At 63.2% G+C, this 19,113-nt stretch carries 18 protein-coding genes; 5 read left to right on the forward strand and 13 right to left on the reverse strand.

The window, feature by feature from the left end; all coding sequences use genetic code 11:
- Positions 1 to 34 precede the first annotated feature (34 nt).
- The 3 genes from ACK4FJ_RS01300 to ACK4FJ_RS01310 all read right to left on the reverse strand — a co-directional run bounded on the left by ACK4FJ_RS01300 (position 35) and on the right by ACK4FJ_RS01310 (position 4,500).
- On the reverse strand, positions 35 to 1,492 hold the full coding sequence (locus ACK4FJ_RS01300) for a hypothetical protein (RefSeq protein WP_409762837.1): 1,458 nt from the start codon (positions 1,490 to 1,492) through the stop codon (positions 35 to 37).
- A 169-nt stretch (positions 1,493 to 1,661) separates the two neighbouring features.
- Positions 1,662 to 3,290, reverse strand: coding sequence for an ABC-F family ATP-binding cassette domain-containing protein (locus ACK4FJ_RS01305; RefSeq protein WP_409762840.1), 1,629 nt, complete (start codon positions 3,288 to 3,290; stop codon positions 1,662 to 1,664).
- A 124-nt stretch (positions 3,291 to 3,414) separates the two neighbouring features.
- Positions 3,415 to 4,500, reverse strand: coding sequence for an NAD-dependent epimerase/dehydratase family protein (locus tag ACK4FJ_RS01310; RefSeq protein ID WP_409762843.1), 1,086 nt, complete (start codon positions 4,498 to 4,500; stop codon positions 3,415 to 3,417).
- 125 nt (positions 4,501 to 4,625) lie between these two features.
- On the opposite strand from ACK4FJ_RS01310, the gene ACK4FJ_RS01315 reads away from it, so the two are divergent.
- Positions 4,626 to 5,264: a TetR/AcrR family transcriptional regulator gene (locus tag ACK4FJ_RS01315; RefSeq protein WP_409762846.1), complete on the forward strand. Its 639-nt coding sequence runs from the start codon at positions 4,626 to 4,628 to the stop codon at positions 5,262 to 5,264.
- 25 nt (positions 5,265 to 5,289) lie between these two features.
- Complete coding sequence (locus tag ACK4FJ_RS01320; protein WP_409762849.1) at positions 5,290 to 6,081, forward strand: GNAT family N-acetyltransferase; 792 nt, start codon at positions 5,290 to 5,292, stop codon at positions 6,079 to 6,081.
- Positions 6,082 to 6,167: 86 nt separating this feature from the next.
- On the opposite strand, the gene guaA is transcribed toward ACK4FJ_RS01320, so the two are convergent.
- The 9 genes from guaA to ACK4FJ_RS01365 form a co-directional block, all read right to left on the reverse strand.
- The gene (gene guaA, locus ACK4FJ_RS01325; RefSeq protein WP_409762852.1) at positions 6,168 to 7,727 is read right to left on the reverse strand and encodes a glutamine-hydrolyzing GMP synthase; all 1,560 of its coding nucleotides are present in this window, start codon (positions 7,725 to 7,727) and stop codon (positions 6,168 to 6,170) included.
- Between the two features lie 78 nt (positions 7,728 to 7,805).
- Complete coding sequence (locus ACK4FJ_RS01330; RefSeq protein ID WP_409762855.1) at positions 7,806 to 8,276, reverse strand: tetratricopeptide repeat protein; 471 nt, start codon at positions 8,274 to 8,276, stop codon at positions 7,806 to 7,808.
- A 13-nt stretch (positions 8,277 to 8,289) separates the two neighbouring features.
- A complete protein-coding gene (locus ACK4FJ_RS01335) occupies positions 8,290 to 8,781 on the reverse strand; it encodes a tetratricopeptide repeat protein (protein ID WP_409762858.1) in 492 nt (163 codons plus the stop codon).
- A 44-nt stretch (positions 8,782 to 8,825) separates the two neighbouring features.
- Positions 8,826 to 10,118: an RsmB/NOP family class I SAM-dependent RNA methyltransferase gene (locus tag ACK4FJ_RS01340; protein WP_409762861.1), complete on the reverse strand. Its 1,293-nt coding sequence runs from the start codon at positions 10,116 to 10,118 to the stop codon at positions 8,826 to 8,828.
- 6 nt (positions 10,119 to 10,124) lie between these two features.
- Complete coding sequence (gene guaB, locus ACK4FJ_RS01345; RefSeq protein WP_409762865.1) at positions 10,125 to 11,588, reverse strand: IMP dehydrogenase; 1,464 nt, start codon at positions 11,586 to 11,588, stop codon at positions 10,125 to 10,127.
- A gap of 15 nt (positions 11,589 to 11,603) precedes the next feature.
- Positions 11,604 to 12,320, reverse strand: coding sequence for a transglutaminase-like domain-containing protein (locus tag ACK4FJ_RS01350; RefSeq protein ID WP_409762868.1), 717 nt, complete (start codon positions 12,318 to 12,320; stop codon positions 11,604 to 11,606).
- 105 nt (positions 12,321 to 12,425) lie between these two features.
- Positions 12,426 to 13,106 carry an RlmE family RNA methyltransferase gene (locus ACK4FJ_RS01355; protein ID WP_409762871.1) on the reverse strand — a complete coding sequence of 227 codons (681 nt, stop codon included), beginning with the start codon at positions 13,104 to 13,106 and terminating at the stop codon, positions 12,426 to 12,428.
- Complete coding sequence (locus ACK4FJ_RS01360; RefSeq protein ID WP_409762874.1) at positions 13,103 to 14,116, reverse strand: Ppx/GppA phosphatase family protein; 1,014 nt, start codon at positions 14,114 to 14,116, stop codon at positions 13,103 to 13,105. Before ACK4FJ_RS01360 ends, ACK4FJ_RS01355 begins: the two co-directional genes overlap by 4 nt.
- Before the next feature lie 178 nt (positions 14,117 to 14,294).
- Positions 14,295 to 15,332, reverse strand: a complete 1,038-nt coding sequence (locus ACK4FJ_RS01365; protein ID WP_409762877.1) for an Ig-like domain-containing protein — start codon at positions 15,330 to 15,332, stop codon at positions 14,295 to 14,297.
- Positions 15,333 to 15,513: 181 nt separating this feature from the next.
- Here ACK4FJ_RS01365 and ACK4FJ_RS01370 point away from each other — a divergent pair, with 181 nt between their 5' ends.
- A complete protein-coding gene (locus ACK4FJ_RS01370) occupies positions 15,514 to 16,392 on the forward strand; it encodes a c-type cytochrome (RefSeq protein WP_409762880.1) in 879 nt (292 codons plus the stop codon).
- Between the two features lie 48 nt (positions 16,393 to 16,440).
- On the opposite strand, the gene ACK4FJ_RS01375 is transcribed toward ACK4FJ_RS01370, so the two are convergent.
- Positions 16,441 to 16,896 (reverse strand): c-type cytochrome, encoded by a 456-nt coding sequence (locus ACK4FJ_RS01375; protein ID WP_409762883.1) that lies wholly within the window; start codon positions 16,894 to 16,896, stop codon positions 16,441 to 16,443.
- Between the two features lie 235 nt (positions 16,897 to 17,131).
- Between ACK4FJ_RS01375 and ACK4FJ_RS01380 the strand changes: the two genes are divergently transcribed.
- Positions 17,132 to 17,716 (forward strand): TIGR00730 family Rossman fold protein, encoded by a 585-nt coding sequence (locus ACK4FJ_RS01380; protein ID WP_409762886.1) that lies wholly within the window; start codon positions 17,132 to 17,134, stop codon positions 17,714 to 17,716.
- 181 nt (positions 17,717 to 17,897) lie between these two features.
- The gene (locus ACK4FJ_RS01385; RefSeq protein ID WP_409762889.1) at positions 17,898 to 19,109 is read left to right on the forward strand and encodes an NADP-dependent isocitrate dehydrogenase; all 1,212 of its coding nucleotides are present in this window, start codon (positions 17,898 to 17,900) and stop codon (positions 19,107 to 19,109) included.
- Positions 19,110 to 19,113 lie beyond the last annotated feature (4 nt).

Genomic DNA, 19,113 nt, shown 5'->3' on the forward strand with positions numbered 1-19,113 from the left:
AAAAAAGAACTAAAGAAAGGCCCCGCGCCTTCCGTCACGCTTTACCTTCGCTTGCTTTGGTCAAATGATCTAAAATTCGAATTAGAGTTTCATTCCGACTTTCACCAATCTCTTCGGCCCACTTATTGGCCATTACCGCCGGATCACCAAGTTCGGAGAAATCAGGTTTTCCATTTTTCATCGGTAATGTTTTTAACTTCGTTTGAATTATTTCCCTTCGCCGAACCATGTCAGCAACAAAGAAAGACGACATGGCCTCTTGTGATCGAGAAACTCCCAAGACTCTACTTATGCTACCAATTTTCTTTTCAAGTTTCTCCGTTTCAGATCGCTCAATGCCGGCTCGTATATCAAGATAGTCTGTACATCCACTATTAATCAGACTTACTTGACGGGCCACATGAAGAAAGTCTCTTGGTACTTCCGCAACGCCAGGCCTCACGATTATGAGATGGCGGCTCACGGAAAACTCCAACCAATTTCGGATTACCAGATTTATGTGAGAGTCGCCAAAACTGTAGCCAATGCAGATTAGCTCTGAGACGAAATTCACATTCTGCTGAAAATACTTCAGCAGACTCTTCGGCAACGTTTGACTCGCGCGAGCATCGAATTTATAGGCCCCGGCTAAAAGACTGCGACGAAGGAATTGCATTTCGCCTGCATCGTCAGCATAGGCAATTTCGTTAACCACCTTCAATCGACCGTCGGGCGCCCCTGGATCAGGGTAGAAGAGATCGTTGTTCGCGGCTCGGAGCACGTTGAAGACCCCTGCCGATCCCGGCTCTTCCGGCAGAAGACGCAACACATCCCTTCCATCATTGAAAGTGAAAGTATCAAGAGATCCGTGTACTTTGAGAAGATAAAGACCCGGCTTTAAAGGATTTGGGAAATACATGCCCACGTGGTCAAGATCGTGTTGATTTATGACCTCCGCTTTAATTTCTCCGATTTTCCGGCCACGAGCATCACGGCGTGGCAAACAGGCAGTCTGAGGACTGAAGCCGCAGTAAAGCGGAATCCGCAACCGCGCGGCCATAGCTTCAATAATTAAGTCATGATTGAGAGAGAAAACCCACAGCGGGTCATCACCTTGCACAAATGCATTGAGCCCGTCATACAGAGGCAAGTTACGCTCGAAAAACAAATCATTGTTCACTTGGCGACAAGTAAGCAAACTCGACACCAAATCAACAATCCAGGAATATAAGCTGTGATACTCCTGCGCTGTCGTTTGTTGGCGGCGGAATTGGGTTTCGAGATACCCTAAAATCGCTTCGTAATGCATCCCAGAGCGCTCAAGCTCTGTGACCAAGTCCTCGATCACTGTTTCCGAATAACCGCCACCTTGCAGGCGCCATCCATTGTTAAGTTGGCGAAGCTTATCGGGCGTCAGCCAATTCTTAATCTCGTTCGTTAAATCCCACGCAAGGGGCATACCTGCTTCGACGGAAGCACCTGCCCCTAACAAAAGCCCTGTCCGATGCCTCATGGCTGGATATTCCCTCGCCACTCTGCTCTGATCAACACTCTCTATTCACTGATCCAAATACGCTATTGTCCTAGGAATTCCCCCATTCTCACTGCCACATAAGCAGACCCGGCAAACTCAGCGTAATAACGTATGTCAAGCCGATGATACTGAACACTTCAACAAGATATCACCCGCCCGGATGCAGCCCCGGCGCTTCCTGGCCGGTGCGCGCCACATATTCGGTATAGCCGCCGGTGAACTGGTGCACGCCCTCGGGCGTCAGTTCCAGCACGCGGTTGGAGAGCGCGGCCAGGAAGTGGCGGTCATGCGACACGAACAGCATGGTGCCCTCGAAATTCGCCAGCGCCGTCACCAGCATTTCCTTCGTCGCCATGTCGAGATGGTTGGTCGGCTCGTCGAGCACCAGGAAGTTCGGCGGGTCGAACAGCATCATGGCCATCACCAGCCGCGCCTTCTCGCCGCCCGACAGCACACGGCAAGTCTTTTCGATATCGTCGCCGGAGAAGCCGAAACAGCCGGCGAGAGTCCGCAACGTGCCCTGCCCCGCCTGCGGGAAGGCCTTGTCGAGCGTTTCGAAAATCGTGTCGTCGCCGTCCAGCAGATCCATGGAATGCTGGGCGAAATAGCCCATCTTAACGCTGCCGCCCAGCGTCACCGTGCCCTGGTCGGGTTTGGTATCGCCGGCCACCAGTTTCAGCAAGGTGGATTTGCCCGCGCCGTTGGCGCCCAGCACGCACCAGCGTTCCATGCGGCGCACCTGGAAATCGAGGCCGGCATAGATGGTATGATTGCCGTAGCCCTTGTGCACGTTCTTGAACAGCGCCACGTCCTCGCCCGAGCGCGGCGGGCTGCGGAATTCGAACTGCACTGCCTGGCGCCGGCGCGGCGGCTCTATCTTTTCGATCTTGTCGAGTTTCTTCACCCGGCTCTGCACCTGGGCGGCGTGCGAGGCGCGCGCCTTGAAGCGTTCGATGAACTTGATATCCTTGGCCAGCATGGCCTGCTGGCGCTCGAACTGCGCCTGGCGCTGTTTCTCGTTCAGCGCGCGCTGCTGGTCGTAGAAATCGTAATTGCCGGAATAGGTGGTGAGCGTGCCGCCGTCGATCTCCACGATCTTGCCGACGATGCGGTTCATGAACTCGCGGTCATGCGAGGTCATCAGCAGCGCGCCGTCATAGTTCTTCAAAAAACTTTCCAGCCAGATCAGGCTTTCGAGATCCAGATGGTTGCTCGGTTCGTCGAGCAGCATGCCGTCCGGGCGCATCAGCAGAATACGCGCCAGCGCCACGCGCATCTTCCAGCCACCCGAGAGCAGCCCCACATCGCCGTCCATCCGTTCCTGGCTGAAGCTTAAACCCGCCAGCACCTCGCGCGCCTTGGCCTCCAGCGCATAGCCGTCCAGCTCCTGGAACCGCGCCTGCGCCTCGCCATAACGCTCGATCAGGGCTTCCATGTCGTCGGCCTGCTCAGGGTCGACCATGGCGGCCTCAAGCTGCGCCATCTCGGCGGCCAGCGCGCTGACCGGGCCGACGCCATCCATCACGGCGGCGACGGCAGACTGGCCCGACATCTCGCCGACATCCTGGTTGAAATAGCCAATCGTCATGCCGGTATCGATCGACACCTGGCCGTCATCGGGCTTCTCCTCGCCGACGATCATGCGGAACAGCGTGGACTTGCCGGCACCATTCGGCCCGACCAGCCCCGCCTTCTCCCCCTTCTGGAGGCCCATCGAGGCATCGATGAACAGAATCTGGTGGCCGTGCTGCTTGCTGACGTTATCGAGACGAATCATGGGGGCTGCATGGACTGGAGGATGGACATAAACAAACCGGGCCGCATCGGCGGCCCGGGGATGCCCTATCAGGACCGGTGACAAATATCCAGTCGCAACTGCGCCAAGGCCCCCATCACCCCCTTCAGGGTGCAACCGGTATTGGCGTCGAAGGTGGCAGGCCCGCCACTGCATGCCCGGATTGCCTGCCGCGCCCCATGGCGGCAATGCCTTGGGCAAAGCTCACGTGCGGCACATAGCCAAGCTCTGAGCGTGCCTTGGCGATACTGATGGTGAACGGCTTGCCGATCAGGCGCAGCATCTGGCGCGTAATCGGTGGCTCGCCGCCACGCCCCAGCAAACGCCATGCCGCACCCATGATGCCCGCCATCATCCAGGCCAGGCGGAATGGCACGGCCCGGTCTTTCGGCACGATGTCGCGCGTGGCCAGCAACGCCGAGATGACGCTCTTCAGCGTGCCGTTCTCTCCGTCGGACACAAAATAGGTCTCGCCGCCCCGACCATTGTCGACGGCCAGCAGCAGCGCGTCGCAGAGATTGTCGACATGGCAGGTGGACATGGCCTGTCCGCCACCGCCGACCCACTGGAAACGCCCGACCCGCACGGTTTCGACCATGTGATCGAGGGTTGGCATATCCGGGCCCCAGATAAAGGGCGGACGGATGGCGATGGTCTCGAAGCCAGGACGGCGGTTATTGGCGGCCAGCAGCAGGCGCTCGCCTTCGGCCTTCGAGGATGAATAGGGCGCGAAGTCGCGGGTCTGGAGCGGAAGCCTCTCATCGACATCGAGCATCGGCTCCGGATCGCCCATCACGACGGCCGCGGCGCTGACGGCAACCACCCGGCGCAAGCCCTGGGTCGCGGCCGCAGCATCCACCAGCATGCGCATCCCTTCGACATTCACGCGATCAAAGACGGCGCGCGGTCCCCAAAGTTTAAAATGGGCGGCGACGTGGAAAACGACCTCGCAGCCCGCCATTCCGGAGCGCAGGGCGGACGCGTCGGTGAGATCGCCCTGCACCGGGATGGCGCCTGCCCGGCGCACCGCGTCCATCGCCTCCGGGCTGCGCGCCAGCGCTTTGACCTGCCAGCCACGGCTTGCGAGGAGCGCGATCAGGCGGGAGCCGACGAAGCCCGAGCCGCCGGTGACGAAGGCGGATCGTGGGGCAGCCGTGGTCTGTGGCGCGGTCAGTGAACTGGGATTCTGCATGGGAAGCCTCCGGGTAGGGCGTTGATAGGCCTTACTATAGGAGGATTCGGACAATATTCAACGAACATTTTATATATTTTGTTCATCGTTGCATCTGGCGCCACGGTCCCTTAAAACTTCCGGTCATGCAGGCCCCTCGTCCCCCCAGTGATGACCCCTCCTTCCGGGAACAGATTCTCGACGCCGCCCGCACCCAGTTGCGGCGCTTTGGCGAGGCGAAGACGAATGTCGTCGATATCGCCCGCGCCCTCGGAACCTCGCACACCACGATCTATCGCCACTTCCGTTCCAAGGCGGAGATTTTTGACGCCGTGGTGGCTGAAGCCATGCGCGACGAAGAAGAGATGGCGCGGCGCTTCGTGGATGTAGATGGTCCGGCGGCCGAGCGGCTGGAGGCCATGGTGCTGGCCCTGCACGCCCGCAAACGCGAGCGTTTCGCTGGCGACCCGGAGGTCTATCAACTTTACCGGCGCGTCATGGAGGAGCGGCCAGACATCATCGCGGCCTATGCCCGCGCGATGACGGCGCTCATAGCCCAGATCATAGCCGACGGCATCAAGCGACGGGAATTCAAGGTCGACGACGTGACGATCGCGGCCGGTGTGGTGCGGGACGCCCTTACCGTGTTCGTGCACCCGGCTCATGTGGAGGCAGCCGTGAAGGCCGGCCTGCCGACCGAAGCGATGGCAAAGAATGTGGTCCGCAGCCTTGTCGCGGCCTTCCGCGCCGGCATGCTGTACGGACAGGCCAGCTCAGAAGGCTAGCCGCTACCCCGTCGCAGAAGCGGTCGTGACCGCCAGCACCGGCAACAGCTCAGCGAAGGCCGCCAGATCTGACAAGCGGCGGCCGGCACATATCTGCTTGGCCTATCAGGCGGGCGTCACAAGTCGGCTCGAACTGCTCGACGCGCAGCGAACCGTTTACGCCGCCCGGCAGACGATGCTAAGCGTGCGCCACGCCGAACTCACCAGCGCAACCGCCCTCTATCGCGCCCGGGGATGCCCCGTGATGAAAAGACATGAGACAAAGATGGCCCGACCCCTTGTGATGCTCCTTCCCGCGGAGCCAGCCGATTTCCCGGCCTTCAAGCGCGACCTGCAGGCCGCTTTCGCGGTCGCGGTGGTCGAAGAGATGGGAGAACTGCCGGACGGGCCGATCCCGTCCGATGCGGATTTGGATCGCGCGATGGCTGCACCGAATGCGGTCGTCCTGCACATCCTGCACGATGACCGCAGGGTCGGTGGCGCCGTCGTGACGATCAACGGCGATACGCATGCCAACTCCCTCGACCTCTTGTTCATCGCGGTCGGGAACCACGGGCAGGGTCTGGGCAAGGCAGCCTGGTCGGCGATCGAGGCGATGTTCCCCGACACCCACACCTGGGAGACCGTCACGCCATATTTCGAGAAACGGAACATCCATTTCTACGTCAACGTCTGCGGATTCCATATCGTCGAATATTATCATGAACGGAATCCCGACCCCCACGTGCCCAGCCCGACAGGCCTGCCCGACAACAGCGGCATGTTCCGCTTCGTAAAGGAGATGCGGCGGCGACTGGATCAGGGCGACGCCATCTAGCACGGCGGCGACGGCGCTCTGACCCGACGTGTCGCCGACGATCATGCGGATCAGCCGTTGGCTGCCAAGCCGCGCCAGTTGGGCCATCACTCCCACTCAATCGTGCCCGGCGGCTTGGAGGTGATGTCGTAGGTCACGCGGTTCACGCCCTTCACCTCGTTGATGATGCGGGTGGCGACGCGGCCGAGGAAATCGTGCGGGAACGGGTAGTAATCCGCCGTCATGCCGTCGGTGGAGGTGACGGCGCGCAACGCGCAGGCCTGATCGTAGGTGCGGCCATCGCCCATCACGCCCACGGTGCGCACCGGCAGCAGCACGGCGAAGGCCTGCCAGATATCGTCATACAGGCCGGATTTGCGGATTTCATCCAGATACACCGCATCGATCTCGCGCAGCAGGTCGAGCTTTTCCTTCGTGATGTCGCCGGGAATGCGGATGGCCAGGCCCGGGCCCGGGAAGGGATGCCGGCCGACCAGGCTTTCGGGCAGGCCGAGCTCACGACCCAGGTCGCGCACCTCGTCCTTGAACAGCTCGCGCAGGGGCTCGACCAGCTTCATGTTCATGCGTTCGGGCAGCCCGCCCACATTGTGGTGCGACTTGATCGTGACGCTGGGCCCGCCATGGAAGCTGATGCTTTCGATCACGTCGGGATAGAGCGTGCCCTGTGCCAGGAATTCGGCGCCGCCGATCTTTTTGGCTTCTTCCTCGAACACGTCGATGAACAGCGCGCCGATGGTCTTGCGCTTGGTCTCGGGGTCGGAGACGCCGGCCAGCTTGCCCAGGAACAGCGCGGAAGCATCCTTGTGGATCAGCGGGATGTTGTAATGCTCGCGGAAGAGCTGCACCACCTGCTCGCCCTCGCCCTTGCGCAGCAGGCCGTGGTCGACGAAGACGCAGGTGAGCTGGTCGCCGATGGCCTCGTGGATCAGCACCGCCGCCACGGAGGAATCGACGCCGCCGGAAAGGCCGCAGATCACCCGGCCCTTGCCCACCTGGGCACGAATCTTGGCAATCGCCTCGGCGCGGTAGCCCTTCATGCTCCATTCGCCCGAGCAGCCCGCCACCTTGCGCACGAAGTTGCGCAACAGCTTGGCGCCGTCCAAGGTATGCATCACCTCGGGGTGGAACTGCACGGCGTAGATCTTGCGCTTGTCGTCGGCGATGGCGGCATAGGGCGAACCGTCACTGACGCCCACCACGCGGAAGCCATCGGGGATCTTGGTGATCTTGTCGCCGTGGCTCATCCAGACCTGGTGCTTCTCGCCCTTGCCCCAGACGCCGTCGAACAGGCCGCAATCATCCTTGATCTCAAGGAAGGCGCGGCCGAATTCGCGGTGATGGCCGGTCTCGACCTGGCCGCCGAGCTGGGTGCAGATGGTCTGCTCGCCATAACAGATGCCGAAGACCGGCAGGTTGCGCTCGAACACCGCCTGCGGCGCGCGGGGCGAAAACTCTTCCGTGGTGGAGGCCGGACCGCCGGAGAGGATGATGCCTTTCAGTTCGCCATGGGGGCTTTCGGCCGTCAGCGCTTCGGCGGCCTTCTGGAACGGAACGATCTCGCAATAGACGCCGGCCTCGCGTACGCGACGAGCAATCAGCTGGGTGACCTGCGATCCGAAATCGACGATGAGAATACGCTCCGCCATCGGGGTACTTCCGCTCCTGTGGTTGGGGCCGAAGCGAAGAGGCCCCCGGTCGGGGGCCCCTGCTTCAGCTTGCTGGCTTCAGCTTGGTTTGGCCGCCCTGTAGGCGGCGATCTTGTTTTTCAGTTCCGTATACTCGGCGCAGCCGAAGGTGCAAAGGCTGCTGAGCCGTTTCAGATGCTCCTCCGCCTTTTCCGGCTGGTTGGTCTTGAGATACGCCTCGCCGATATATTCATGGGCGCCGCGATGCTTGGGATCGAGTTCCAGCGCCTTGTTATAGGCGATGAAGGCTTTTTCGTAGTCGCCCTGGTTGCGCAGGGCATATCCCAGCCAGTTGAAGGCATCGGCATTCTTGTCGTCCCGGGCCACCACGGCCTGGAATTTGGCAGCGGCCGTGGCGAAGTCCTTGGCGTCGATGGCCTTGCGGCCCTCGGCGAAATCGGGATCGGCCGGCTTGGCGGCCGTTGTCGCAGGGTCGCTGCCCATGGCGAAGACGGTAACAGGCGACAGGGCCAGCAGGGCGGTCAGGAACAGACGACGCAGGATCGACATGGCTTGCTCTCCCTTAACTCGGCTTGCCGGCCTTGAAGGCCGCGATCTTGTTTTTCAGCTCGGTATATTCCGCGCAGCCGAACAGGCAGAGGCTGTCGAGGCGCTTGAGATGCTCCTCGGCCTTCTCAAGCTGGTTGGTCTTCAGATAGGCCTCGCCGATATATTCATGGGCGCCGCGATGGCGCGGATCGATTTCCAGCGCCTTGGTGTAATGGGCGAAGGACTGCTCGTAATTGCCGAGGTTGCGATAGGCATAGCCGAGCCAGTTATAGGCATCGGCATTCTGGGCATCCTTGGCCACCACCGCCTGGAACAGCGGAATCGCCGCAGTGAAGTTCTTCGCGTCGATGGCCTTGCGGCCTTCGGTGAAGTTCGGATCGACCGGCTTGGCGGCCGGGGCCGGGTCGCTGCCGCCGGCGGCATGGGCGGGCGGCACGGCAGCAACCGGAGAAAGGCAAAAGGCGGCGGCCAGCAGAATGGCCGGCAGGATACGGAACACAGACATCGTGAAGCTCCTCGATGCGGATGGCATTATATCCGTCCCGGGCTTCATGGAGCCACCCCCGCGCCCGTCCGCCGGAAGGCGGCGGCGAAAAAGCCGTCGGTACCGTGGCGGTAGGGTGTGAGCGACAGCCGGTTCCCGGAACGCATACGAGAGTCCGTTACACCCTCCCCCCAGGCCTCGGCCAGCGGCAGGGCCATAAATTCCCCGTGATGGTTGAGGAACCAGTCGACCTGCTCGCCATTTTCGGCAGGCAGGATCGAACAGGTGGCATAGACCAGGCGGCCACCCGGCCGCACCAGCCGAGCGCCATCCTCAAGCAGCCCGCGCTGGCGCCGCAGCACCTCGTCCAGGCTGGCGGGATCGTAGCGCCAGCGCGCTTCCGGATTGCGCCGCCAGGTGCCGCTGCCCGAACAGGGCACATCCAGCAACACGCGGTCGGCCTGGCCTTCCAGTTTGCGCAGCAGGTCGGGCATGGCATCGGCCGGGTGCACGGTCACGTTCCGCACGCCGGCGCGTTCCAGCCGCGGGATCAGGCGCTCGATGCGGCGCTGGTCGTTGTCGGCGGCATGCAATTCGCCCTGGTTGCGCATGCAGGCGGCCAGCAGAAGGGTCTTGCCGCCGGCCCCGGCGCAGAGATCGACCACCACCTCGCCCGGCCGCGCATCCACCAGCAGGCCGGCCAGCTGGGCGGCTTCGTCCTGCGGTTCGATCAGGCCGTCGCGGTAAAGATCGTTCATCTCCAGCCGCACGCGTTCCGGAATCCGGATGCCCAAAGGCGAAAACGGCGTGACGGCCGCGGTGATGCCATCGGCCTGCAGCTGCTCCAGCACGATGGCGCGGTTGCTCTTCAGCGTGTTGACGCGCAGATCGAGCGGCGCGCGACCGTTCAGCGCGGCCAGTTCCATTTCCGTATCGGCGCCGAAGGCCTGCTGCACCATCTCGGCCACCGATGGCGGCAGGTTGCCGCGCGCCCAGAGCGGCGCATCCTCATCTGACGGCAGGCGCGACAAAGCGGCGGCTTCATCCTCGCTGAGCGGCGGTGGGGCATAGCGGCTGCCGTCGCAGAGCTGGCGCCAGACATGCAGCGGCGTGGCGGCATCGGCGAATAGCAGCAGGCGCGGCGTGAGTTCCGCCCCGGTCTGCTGCACGCGCCAGCGTCGCATGCCCTGCTCGCGCAGGACGGCATAGACCTGCTCGGCCACGGCGCGGCGGTCCTTGGCGCCGGCATAGCGGCTGCGCCGCTGCCACTCAGCCACCACGCGGTCGGCGGCGGCGGCACGATCCAGGATCTCGGCGATGATCTCGATGCTGGCGGCCAGGCGCGCGGCCGGCGTCATCGAGGCTTAATTCTCCTGCCGGTAATTGGGCGCTTCGCGGGTGATCGCCACGTCATGCACATGGCTTTCACGCAGGCCGGCCGAGGTGATGCGGATGAACTTGCAGTTCGTGCGCATCGCATCCAGCGTGGCATTGCCGGTATAGCCCATGGCGGCGCGCAGGCCACCGACCAGCTGGTGCAGGATGGTGCCGGCCGGGCCCTTGTAGGCGACACGACCCTCGATGCCCTCGGGCACCAGCTTCAGCTTGTCGCCCACTTCCTGCTGGAAATAGCGGTCGGCCGAACCACGCCCCATGGCACCGATGGACCCCATGCCGCGATAGGACTTGTACGAGCGGCCCTGATACAGGAACACCTCGCCCGGGGCTTCATCCGTGCCGGCCAGCAGCGAACCGATCATGCAGGCATTGGCACCGGCAGCGATCGCCTTGGCCAGGTCGCCCGAGAACTTGATGCCGCCATCGGCGATGATCGGAATGCCGGCCTTTTCGGCGATGGCCACTGCATCGGCCACGGCGGTGAGCTGCGGCACACCGACGCCGGCCACGATACGTGTTGTGCAGATCGAACCCGGGCCAATGCCGACCTTCACGCCGTCCACGCCGGCATCGATCAGCGCCTTGGTGCCTTCGCTGGTGGCGACATTGCCGCCGATCACCTGGGTGCGGTTGGACACCTTCTTGATCGCCATGATCGTTTCCAGCACGCGGCTGGAATGGCCATGGGCGGTATCGACGATCAGCACGTCGACGCCGGCATTCATCAGCTCCTGTGCGCGCTCCAAGCCATCCGCGCCGGTGGAGACAGCGGCGGCGCAGCGCAGACGGCCCTGCTCGTCCTTGCAGGCATTGGGATGCAGGCGGGCCTTTTCGATATCCTTCACCGTGATCAAGCCGACGCAGCGATAGGCTTCATCCACCACAAGCAGCTTTTCGATGCGATGCTGGTGCAGCAGACGCTTGGCCTCGTCGATGGAAACACCCTCGCGCACGGTGATCAGCGGATGCTTGGTCATCAGCTCGTGCACCGGTTGGCTCATGTCGGTGGCGAAGCGCACGTCGCGGTTGGTCAGCACGCCGACCAGCTTGCCGCCCTGGGTCTCGGTGACAGGAATTCCGTGGATGCCATGGCGCTCCATCAGCGCCAGCGCATCGGCCAGCGTGGCATCGGGCCGGATGGTGAGCGGATTGACCACCATGCCGGATTCGAATTTCTTCACGGCCGCGACCTCACGGGCCTGTTCCTCGATGGTCAGGTTCTTGTGGATCACGCCGATGCCGCCGGCCTGAGCCATGGCGATGGCCATGCGCGCCTCGGTGACGGTGTCCATCGCCGCGGAGATCAGCGGGATGCCGAGTTCGATGCTGCGGGTCAGACGCGTGCGGGTATCCACTTCGGTGGGCAGCACGCTGGATGCCGCCGGCTCCAGCAATACGTCATCGAAGGTATAGGCTTCACGGAACTGCATGGGATACTCCTTGGGTCACGCGGATTTGGTCTGGGGCTTGTTGTTGTTTTCGGCGGCCGCCTCGGCGGCGAAATCGCCTCCGGAACGGCCTTCCTTCATCAGGTCGGGATAATGCGTCAGCATCGCCTCACGCCATGCGACGAAGGGCAGGTCGGCAAAGCTGCCGCGGTCGGCCACGTATTCCATATGGCGACGGTTGTCGGCATCGAAGGGATGGAATACCGAGTCAGTCTCGCCGTCGAATTCGAGCGGCAGAACGCGGAATTTCTCGCACAGGGCCAGATTGAAAGCCGGCGTGGCCTTCACCCATTTGCCGTCGATGAAGAGTTCCGTATAGCCGTGATAGTAAAAGATATCGGTGCCCATCTGGGCACGCAGGCGTTCAGTGGCCAAGTGGTTCTTCACATCGGCCAGGCCTAAGCGCGAGGGAATGCCCTCGGCGCGCGCCACGGCGGCCAGCAGGATCGCCTTGTTGACGCAGAAGCCCTTGCCGCGTTCGATCACGCCCGATGCGCGCATGCCCTCATGGCTGACTTCGACGCTGTAGGGATCGTAGAGGAAGCGGTCACGCACCGCGTAGTAAAGCCGGATCGCCTTGGCCTTGGGGTCGGTCTCGCCGCCGGCCGCTTCGCGGGCCAGCGCGCGCACGGCCGCATGATCGCTATCGATGAAAGGGGTGGCGGCAAGGTATGCCGGGTCCACCGCGGGCTCGGAAAGGTCCGACGCGGCCATTGGCAAGGCGGCTCCTGAAGGGAGTGAAGTATGTCCTTGCCGCGGAGGATATAGCCCCTCTTCGCCGCCGGGTCCAGCGCCAAAAGCTGCCGGTTTTAGCGGGGGTTAGCCGCGGAAGCCGGTGGCGATGACGTAGGATTCGGCCGAATCCGCCCGACTGGCCGGCGGTTTGACATGCCGCACGGTCCGGAAATCCCGCTTCATGGTGTTGAGCAGCTCGTTTTCGGTGCCGCCGCGCAGCACCTTGGCCACGAAGGCGCCACCCGGATTGAGCACCCGCAGGGCAAAATCCAGCGCCGCCTCGCACAGCATCATGATGCGGATATGGTCGGTCTGGCGGTGACCGGTGGCCGGTGCGGCCATGTCGGACAGCACCAGGTCGGCCTTGCCGCCCAGGGCTTCGATCACCTTCTGGTCGGCGCCCTCGGCCAGGAAATCCTGCTGCATCAGGGTGGCGCCCACGATGGGATCGACCGGGTTGATGTCGACGCCCAGCACGAAGCCGCCAGTTGCATCGCCCGCCTTCACGCGTTTCACCGCCACCTGGGTCCAGCCGCCGGGCGCCGCGCCCAGATCGACCACGCGCATCCCCGGTTTGAGCAGTTTGTACTTCTCGTCGAGTTCGATCAGCTTGTAGGCGGCGCGGCTGCGCCAGCCTTCACTCTTGGCGGCCTGCACGTAAGGATCGTTGAGCTGACGCTGCAGCCAGCGCGCCTGACCCACGGTACGTCCGCGCGCGGTCTTCACCCGCACCTTCAGTCCGGACTTGCGTGGCGGCGCCGTCATCGCCGCCCCCTGTTCCGGTTCGCGTTCTGGCGCGATTGCCGCATCAGCTCCACCAGCACACCCTCGCGCACGCCGCGGTCGGCCACGCGCAGGCGCTGGGCCGGCCAGAAACGATAGAGCGATTCCAGGATGGCGCAGCCCGCCACCACCAGATCGGCGCGTTCCTCGCCGATGCAGGGATGCAGGGCACGCTCGGGCACGCTCTGCGCCGCCAGCTTGTGCGACTGCTCGATCACGGTGGGGAAATCGAGCCAGCAGCCATCGACATGGCGACGTTCGTAGCGCGGCAGACCAAGCAGAACGCCAGCCAGGGTGGTGACCGTACCGGAGGTACCGAGTACCTGCACCGCGCCGCTTTTCAGCTTCTCGCTTAAGCGATGCTTTTCCTCAAAAGGCCGCAGCACGGCCGAGACTTCCTCGATCATGCGTTCGTAGGAGCCGCTGTCATGATCGCCGGGACCAAAACGCTCGGTCAGGTTCACCACGCCATAGGGCAGCGAGATCCAGTCGATCACCTCGGTACGACCACCGCCGGGCAAATTCGCCCAGAGAATTTCGGTAGAGCCCCCGCCGATATCGAACACGATGGCCTCGCGGTGCGGCGGCTCCAGCAGGGGCGCGCAGCCGGTGAGCGCCAGCCTCGCTTCCTCGGCCGTGGAGATGATGTCGAGCTGGATGCCGGTGGCTATCTTCACCTCGTGCAGGAATTCGGCGCCGTTACCGGCACGCCGGCAGGCTTCGGTGGCCACCGCGCGGGCAACGGCCACGCCACGGCGTGCCATCTTCTCGGAACAGATCTTCAGCGCATCGATGGTGCGGGCCATCGCCGCATCCGACAACTGGCCGGAGACCGACAGCCCTTCGCCCAGGCGAACGATGCGCGAGAATGCCTCGATCACCCGGAAACCGTCGCGATGCGGCCGGGCAATCAGCAGGCGGCAGTTGTTGGTGCCCAGGTCGAGCGCGGCAAAGACCGGCGCGATGCCCTGCGACGGCACCCCGGCAGCCATGCCCGGCCTCGCTTCAGGCGCATCAATTGTCACGCAACCATCCTTCGACGCGCCCGATCCGGGGCGATGCAGCCCGGCAGATCGTGGAAATTGCATTCATGACGCCAGTGTAGCCTGCCGCGGGCCCGCGGTTAAGGCTGCCAGATGGTCAATCCAGCAATCCTGCTTGCGGGTCGGATCAATTCTGGGTCTTGGGAGCCGTCGCGCCGTTCGGGGCCGCGCCATTCTTGGGCAGGGCGAATATCTGACCTGGATAAATCAGGTCGGGATCCTGAATCTGAGCCTGATTGGCACGGTAAATCTCGGTGTAGCGGGGTCCCTCGCCATAGACGCGGCGGGCAATGCGCCACAGGCTGTTGCCGGGCTGGACCACCACGCCGGAACCGTCCTCGCTAAACTTGATGTCTTCCGGCCGGGCCCGACTGAAGGGCAGTTCGAGCCGCGAGGCGACCTTGCCGCCGGCCTGCTCGACCTGGTCGACGCGCAGGGAATAAATACCCGGATCGACAGCCTTTTCGGGTTTCAGGCTCCAGCGGCCGTTCTTGTCGGCGGTGGCGACGCCAATGGGCTCATTGTTCAGGTAGATCTGCACAGTGGCGCCGGGCTGGGCGCGGCCCGAGAGGATCAGGTTGCCGGCCTGATCGTATTCGATGGCGTCCAGCGCCAGGCCCTTGCGGGCCGGATCGAGCGGACCATCGGGACGCTGCAGCAGGCGACTGGCGCCTTTGAGCGGCGTAAGCACGGCAATCGCCTGTTCGCCGCCCTCGCCCGGCTGGCATTCCGGCACCACGGCGACCACGCTGGCCTCGGCCTTAATGGGTTCCTGGCCCTGCATCTGGGATTCCAGCACGAATTCCTGGTTGCCTTTTTCCAGCGGCAGATCGGGCACCAGCACCCATTCGCCGCGGCTGTCAGCCGTCACGCGGCCCAGTTCGCGCTGGCCGGTCTTGACCACCACCACCGAGCCCGGCATGGCGCGGCCGGCAAAAACGGAGGTGCAATTGCGGCTGATGCGCACGACATCGAAGCTGGGCGGGGCCTTGGCGACACTGTCGGCCGGCGGCGGCGTGGGTGCGGCCGGCACCGGCGGCGGCGGCGGGATGTTGGCCTGCGGAGTCATGCCGCGCTTATTGGTATCGGCGCCGAAGAAGATCACTGCCAGGATGCCCAGGACAGCGACGCCGAGAAGGATGAAGAAGAAACGACTGCCCCGCACCGTTATGTTCCCGGCTAGCCAAATTGTGAACGACGCAAGAGATTAAGTCCTCGCCAGAGGACCCGCAACACCTCTAACTTGTTCAGAGTTTGCAAATCCTTACCAACTACCGTTTTCCAGCCCCGCCATGCGCCACAACCGTCTTCTGCCCGGCCCCCGCCTGCGACTCCTGCTCGCAGCTATGGCTTTTGCCCTGAGCCATGCCAGCGCCAGCATGGCTCAAACGCCCGCCGGTGCCCCGAATCCCGACGATGCGGTGCAATATGGCGCATACGTGTTCCGGGCGGGCGGCTGCTTCGAATGCCATACCGACACGAAGGCCAAGGGACAGCCCCTGGCCGGCGGACGGGGCCTGCCGACACCATTCGGCACCTTCTATTCGCCCAATATCACGCCGGATCCGGAAACCGGCATCGGCCGCTGGAGCGAGGCGGATTTCGTGAAGGCCATGCGTCAGGGCCTGTCGCCCAAAGGCGAAAACTATTTCCCGTCCTTCCCTTACACCGCCTTTGCCAAGATTACCGAAACCGACATGCGGGCGCTGTGGGTCTATCTGCGGGCGCAGCCGCCGGTGAAACAGCCGAACAAGCCGCATGACGTGCCCTTCCCGTTCAATCTGCGCCTCGCAGTCTGGGGCTGGAAGTTCCTGTATTTCGACGATGCACCCTTCACGCCGGACCCGGCGAAGCCCGCGGCCTGGAACCGTGGCGCCTATCTGGTCAACGCTCTGGGCCATTGCGGCGAATGCCATACCCAGCGCAACCTTCTGGGCGGCCTGAAATCTGACAGGATGTTCGGCGGCTCCACTGACGGCGCCGAAGGCAAGCCGGTCCCCAACATCACGCCGCATCCCTCCGCCGGGATCAGCCGCTGGAGCGAGAAGGATATTGCCGATTTCCTTGGCAGCGGCATGACGCCGGACGGCGATTTCACCGGCGGTCTGATGGGCGACGTGATCGAGCAGAGCACCAAATACCTGACCGCCGAAGACCGCATCGCCATGGCGGCCTACCTGAAAGCGCTGCCGCCGGTCGAAAGCCCGCCGCGCAAGCCAAAATAAAACGGGCCGGCAATGCCGGCCCGTCTGCGATGGAAAGAGTTGCTGCGCTCAGCTCTTGGGCGTGCGGTAGGGTCGGTGGCAGGAACCGCAGGTGCCACCCAGCGCGGCGAAATCCGCCTTCACGGCATCCATGTTGCCCGCTTTGGCCGAAGCCGCCAGCTTCTCGGCTGCAGCCTTGCTGGCCGCTGCCTGCTTCTCGAAATCGGCCCAGTTGGCCCAGATCTCGGGCTTGGCCCAGGTTTCCGCGCCCTTGTCGGAGCCTTTCGGGAACAGGCCGGGCACCTTCGCCGCAGTGGCCGCGATGGTTTCCGCCGGCGCCACGGCATTGGCCGCCGGGCCGTTCTCGTCGACCACCTTCTTGATCGCCGCCATGGCGGCGCCTTGTGCCTTCATCCCCTCCTGCCGGGCCTTGATGATATCGGCCTGAGCCACTGCCAGGCCGGCAGCCGCCGTCACCGCAACGCCAAGCGCCGCTGCCAGTACCGCCTTGTGCCACTTTGCCATTTTGTTTTTTCCCTGCGTTAGAGACCCGTCTGCTGTACCGGGCCAGAATCCTGTATACCCGGTCTGCGGCGCAGCGACGACAAGTCGTTCAATCCTCACGAAGAATTCAACGATCATTACCTGTGGGTAACACCAGGACCTGCGCCCGGCCTGCACTGGCGCTGGCGTCGCCAGGCAGAATCGGCTACCCATCCCCACCCTGAACAAGCCACCTCCCAGTTCGTTTGGACCCGCGATGACCGCCATCCGCTCCGTCTGCGTCTATTGCGGCTCGAGCCTCGGCGAGAGCCAGATCTACACCGCCCAGGCCCAGATCCTCGGACGCCGCCTGGCCGAGAACGGTATCCGCCTGATTTACGGCGGCGGCCGCATCGGCCTGATGGGCGTGATTGCCGATGCCGCGATGAAGGCCGGCGGCGAAGTCGTTGGCATCATCCCCAACCACCTGCATGACTGGGAAGTGGGCCATACCGGCCTGACCGAACTGCATGTCGTCGACAGCATGCATACCCGCAAGCGCATGATGGTCGACATGTCCGACGCCTTCATCGCCATGCCCGGCGGCGTGGGCACCCTCGACGAATTCTTCGAGGTGGTGACCTGGCGGCAGCTCAAGCTGCATGACAAGCCGATCATCGTGCTGAACACGGAAGATTACTGGCATCCCCTGCTGGCCCTGGTGGAGGCCGTGATCGAGCGCGGCTTTGCCCGCCGCACCACCGCCAACCTGTTCACCGTAGTGGACGATGCCGAGGCCGTGGTGGCCGCCCTGCTGGCCGAGCCGGCACCGGAGCGCCCCGCCACGCCCAGCCGGATATGAGGCGAGCGCAGACACCGGCCTCGAAACGGGCGGAAATGGCGGGACTTTGATCTTTTTTCGCCTGCCCTAGAGTTTAAATCCACCTGTCCGCCGGGGGTGTAGGCCTTTGCCCGGCCGGCCTGCTTTGCTAGGGTCCGGCCACCTGACGAAACGCAACCGTGACCGTGGAGGGATCTGTCTTATGGCGAAAATCAAGGTGAAGAATCCGGTCGTCGAGCTCGACGGCGACGAGATGACCCGGATCATCTGGAAGTTCATCAAGGAGAAGCTGATCCTCCCCTATCTCGACGTCGATCTGCTCTATTTCGATCTCGGCGTCGAATACCGCGACCAGACCAACGACCAGGTCACCATCGACTCCGCCCACGCCATCCTCAAGCATGGCGTCGGCGTGAAATGCGCCACCATCACGCCGGACGAAGCCCGCGTGAAGGAATTCAATCTGAAGGAAATGTGGAAGTCGCCGAACGGCACCATCCGCAACATCCTGGGCGGCACGATCTTCCGCGAGCCGATCATCTGCAAGAACGTGCCGCGCCTGGTGCCGCACTGGAACGACCCGATCGTGGTCGGCCGCCATGCCTTCGGCGACCAGTATCGCGCCACCGATTTCCGTTTCCCTGGCAAGGGCACGCTGACCATCAAGTTCGTCGGTGAGGACGGCAAGGTGATCGAGAAGGAAGTCTTCAAGGCTCCCGGCAGCGGCGTCGCCATGGCGATGTACAACCTGGACGACTCGATCCGCGACTTCGCCCGCGCCAGCATGAACTATTCGCTGGCCCGCGGCTGGCCGCTTTACATGTCGACCAAGAACACGATCCTCAAGGCCTATGACGGCCGCTTCAAGGACCTGTTCGAAGAGGTGTTCAACACCGAGTTCGCCGACAAGTTCAAGGCCGCCGGCATCACCTACGAACACCGCCTGATCGACGACATGGTGGCTTGCGCCATCAAGTGGTCGGGCAAGTTCGTCTGGGCCTGCAAGAACTACGACGGCGATGTGCAGTCCGACGTGGTGGCGCAGGGCTTCGGCTCGCTGGGCCTGATGACCAGCGTGCTGATGACGCCGGACGGCAAGACGGTGGAAGCCGAGGCCGCCCACGGCACGGTGACCCGCCACTATCGCGAACACCAGGCTGGCCGCGAGACCTCGACCAACCCGATCGCCTCGATCTTCGCCTGGACGCGCGGCCTGATGCATCGCGCCAAGCTGGATAACAACGCCGATCTGGACAAGTTCGCCAAGACGCTGGAGAAGGTCTGCATCGAGACGGTGGAAGCCGGCTTCATGACCAAGGACCTTGCGATCCTGATCTCGAAGGACCAGCCCTGGCTGACCACCCAGAAGTTCCTCGACAAGATCGACGAGAACCTGAAGAAGGCGCTGGCGTAAGCCG

The organism is Ferrovibrio sp. (assembly GCF_046297595.1).
In the GTDB taxonomy this organism is placed as follows: domain Bacteria; phylum Pseudomonadota; class Alphaproteobacteria; order Ferrovibrionales; family Ferrovibrionaceae; genus Ferrovibrio.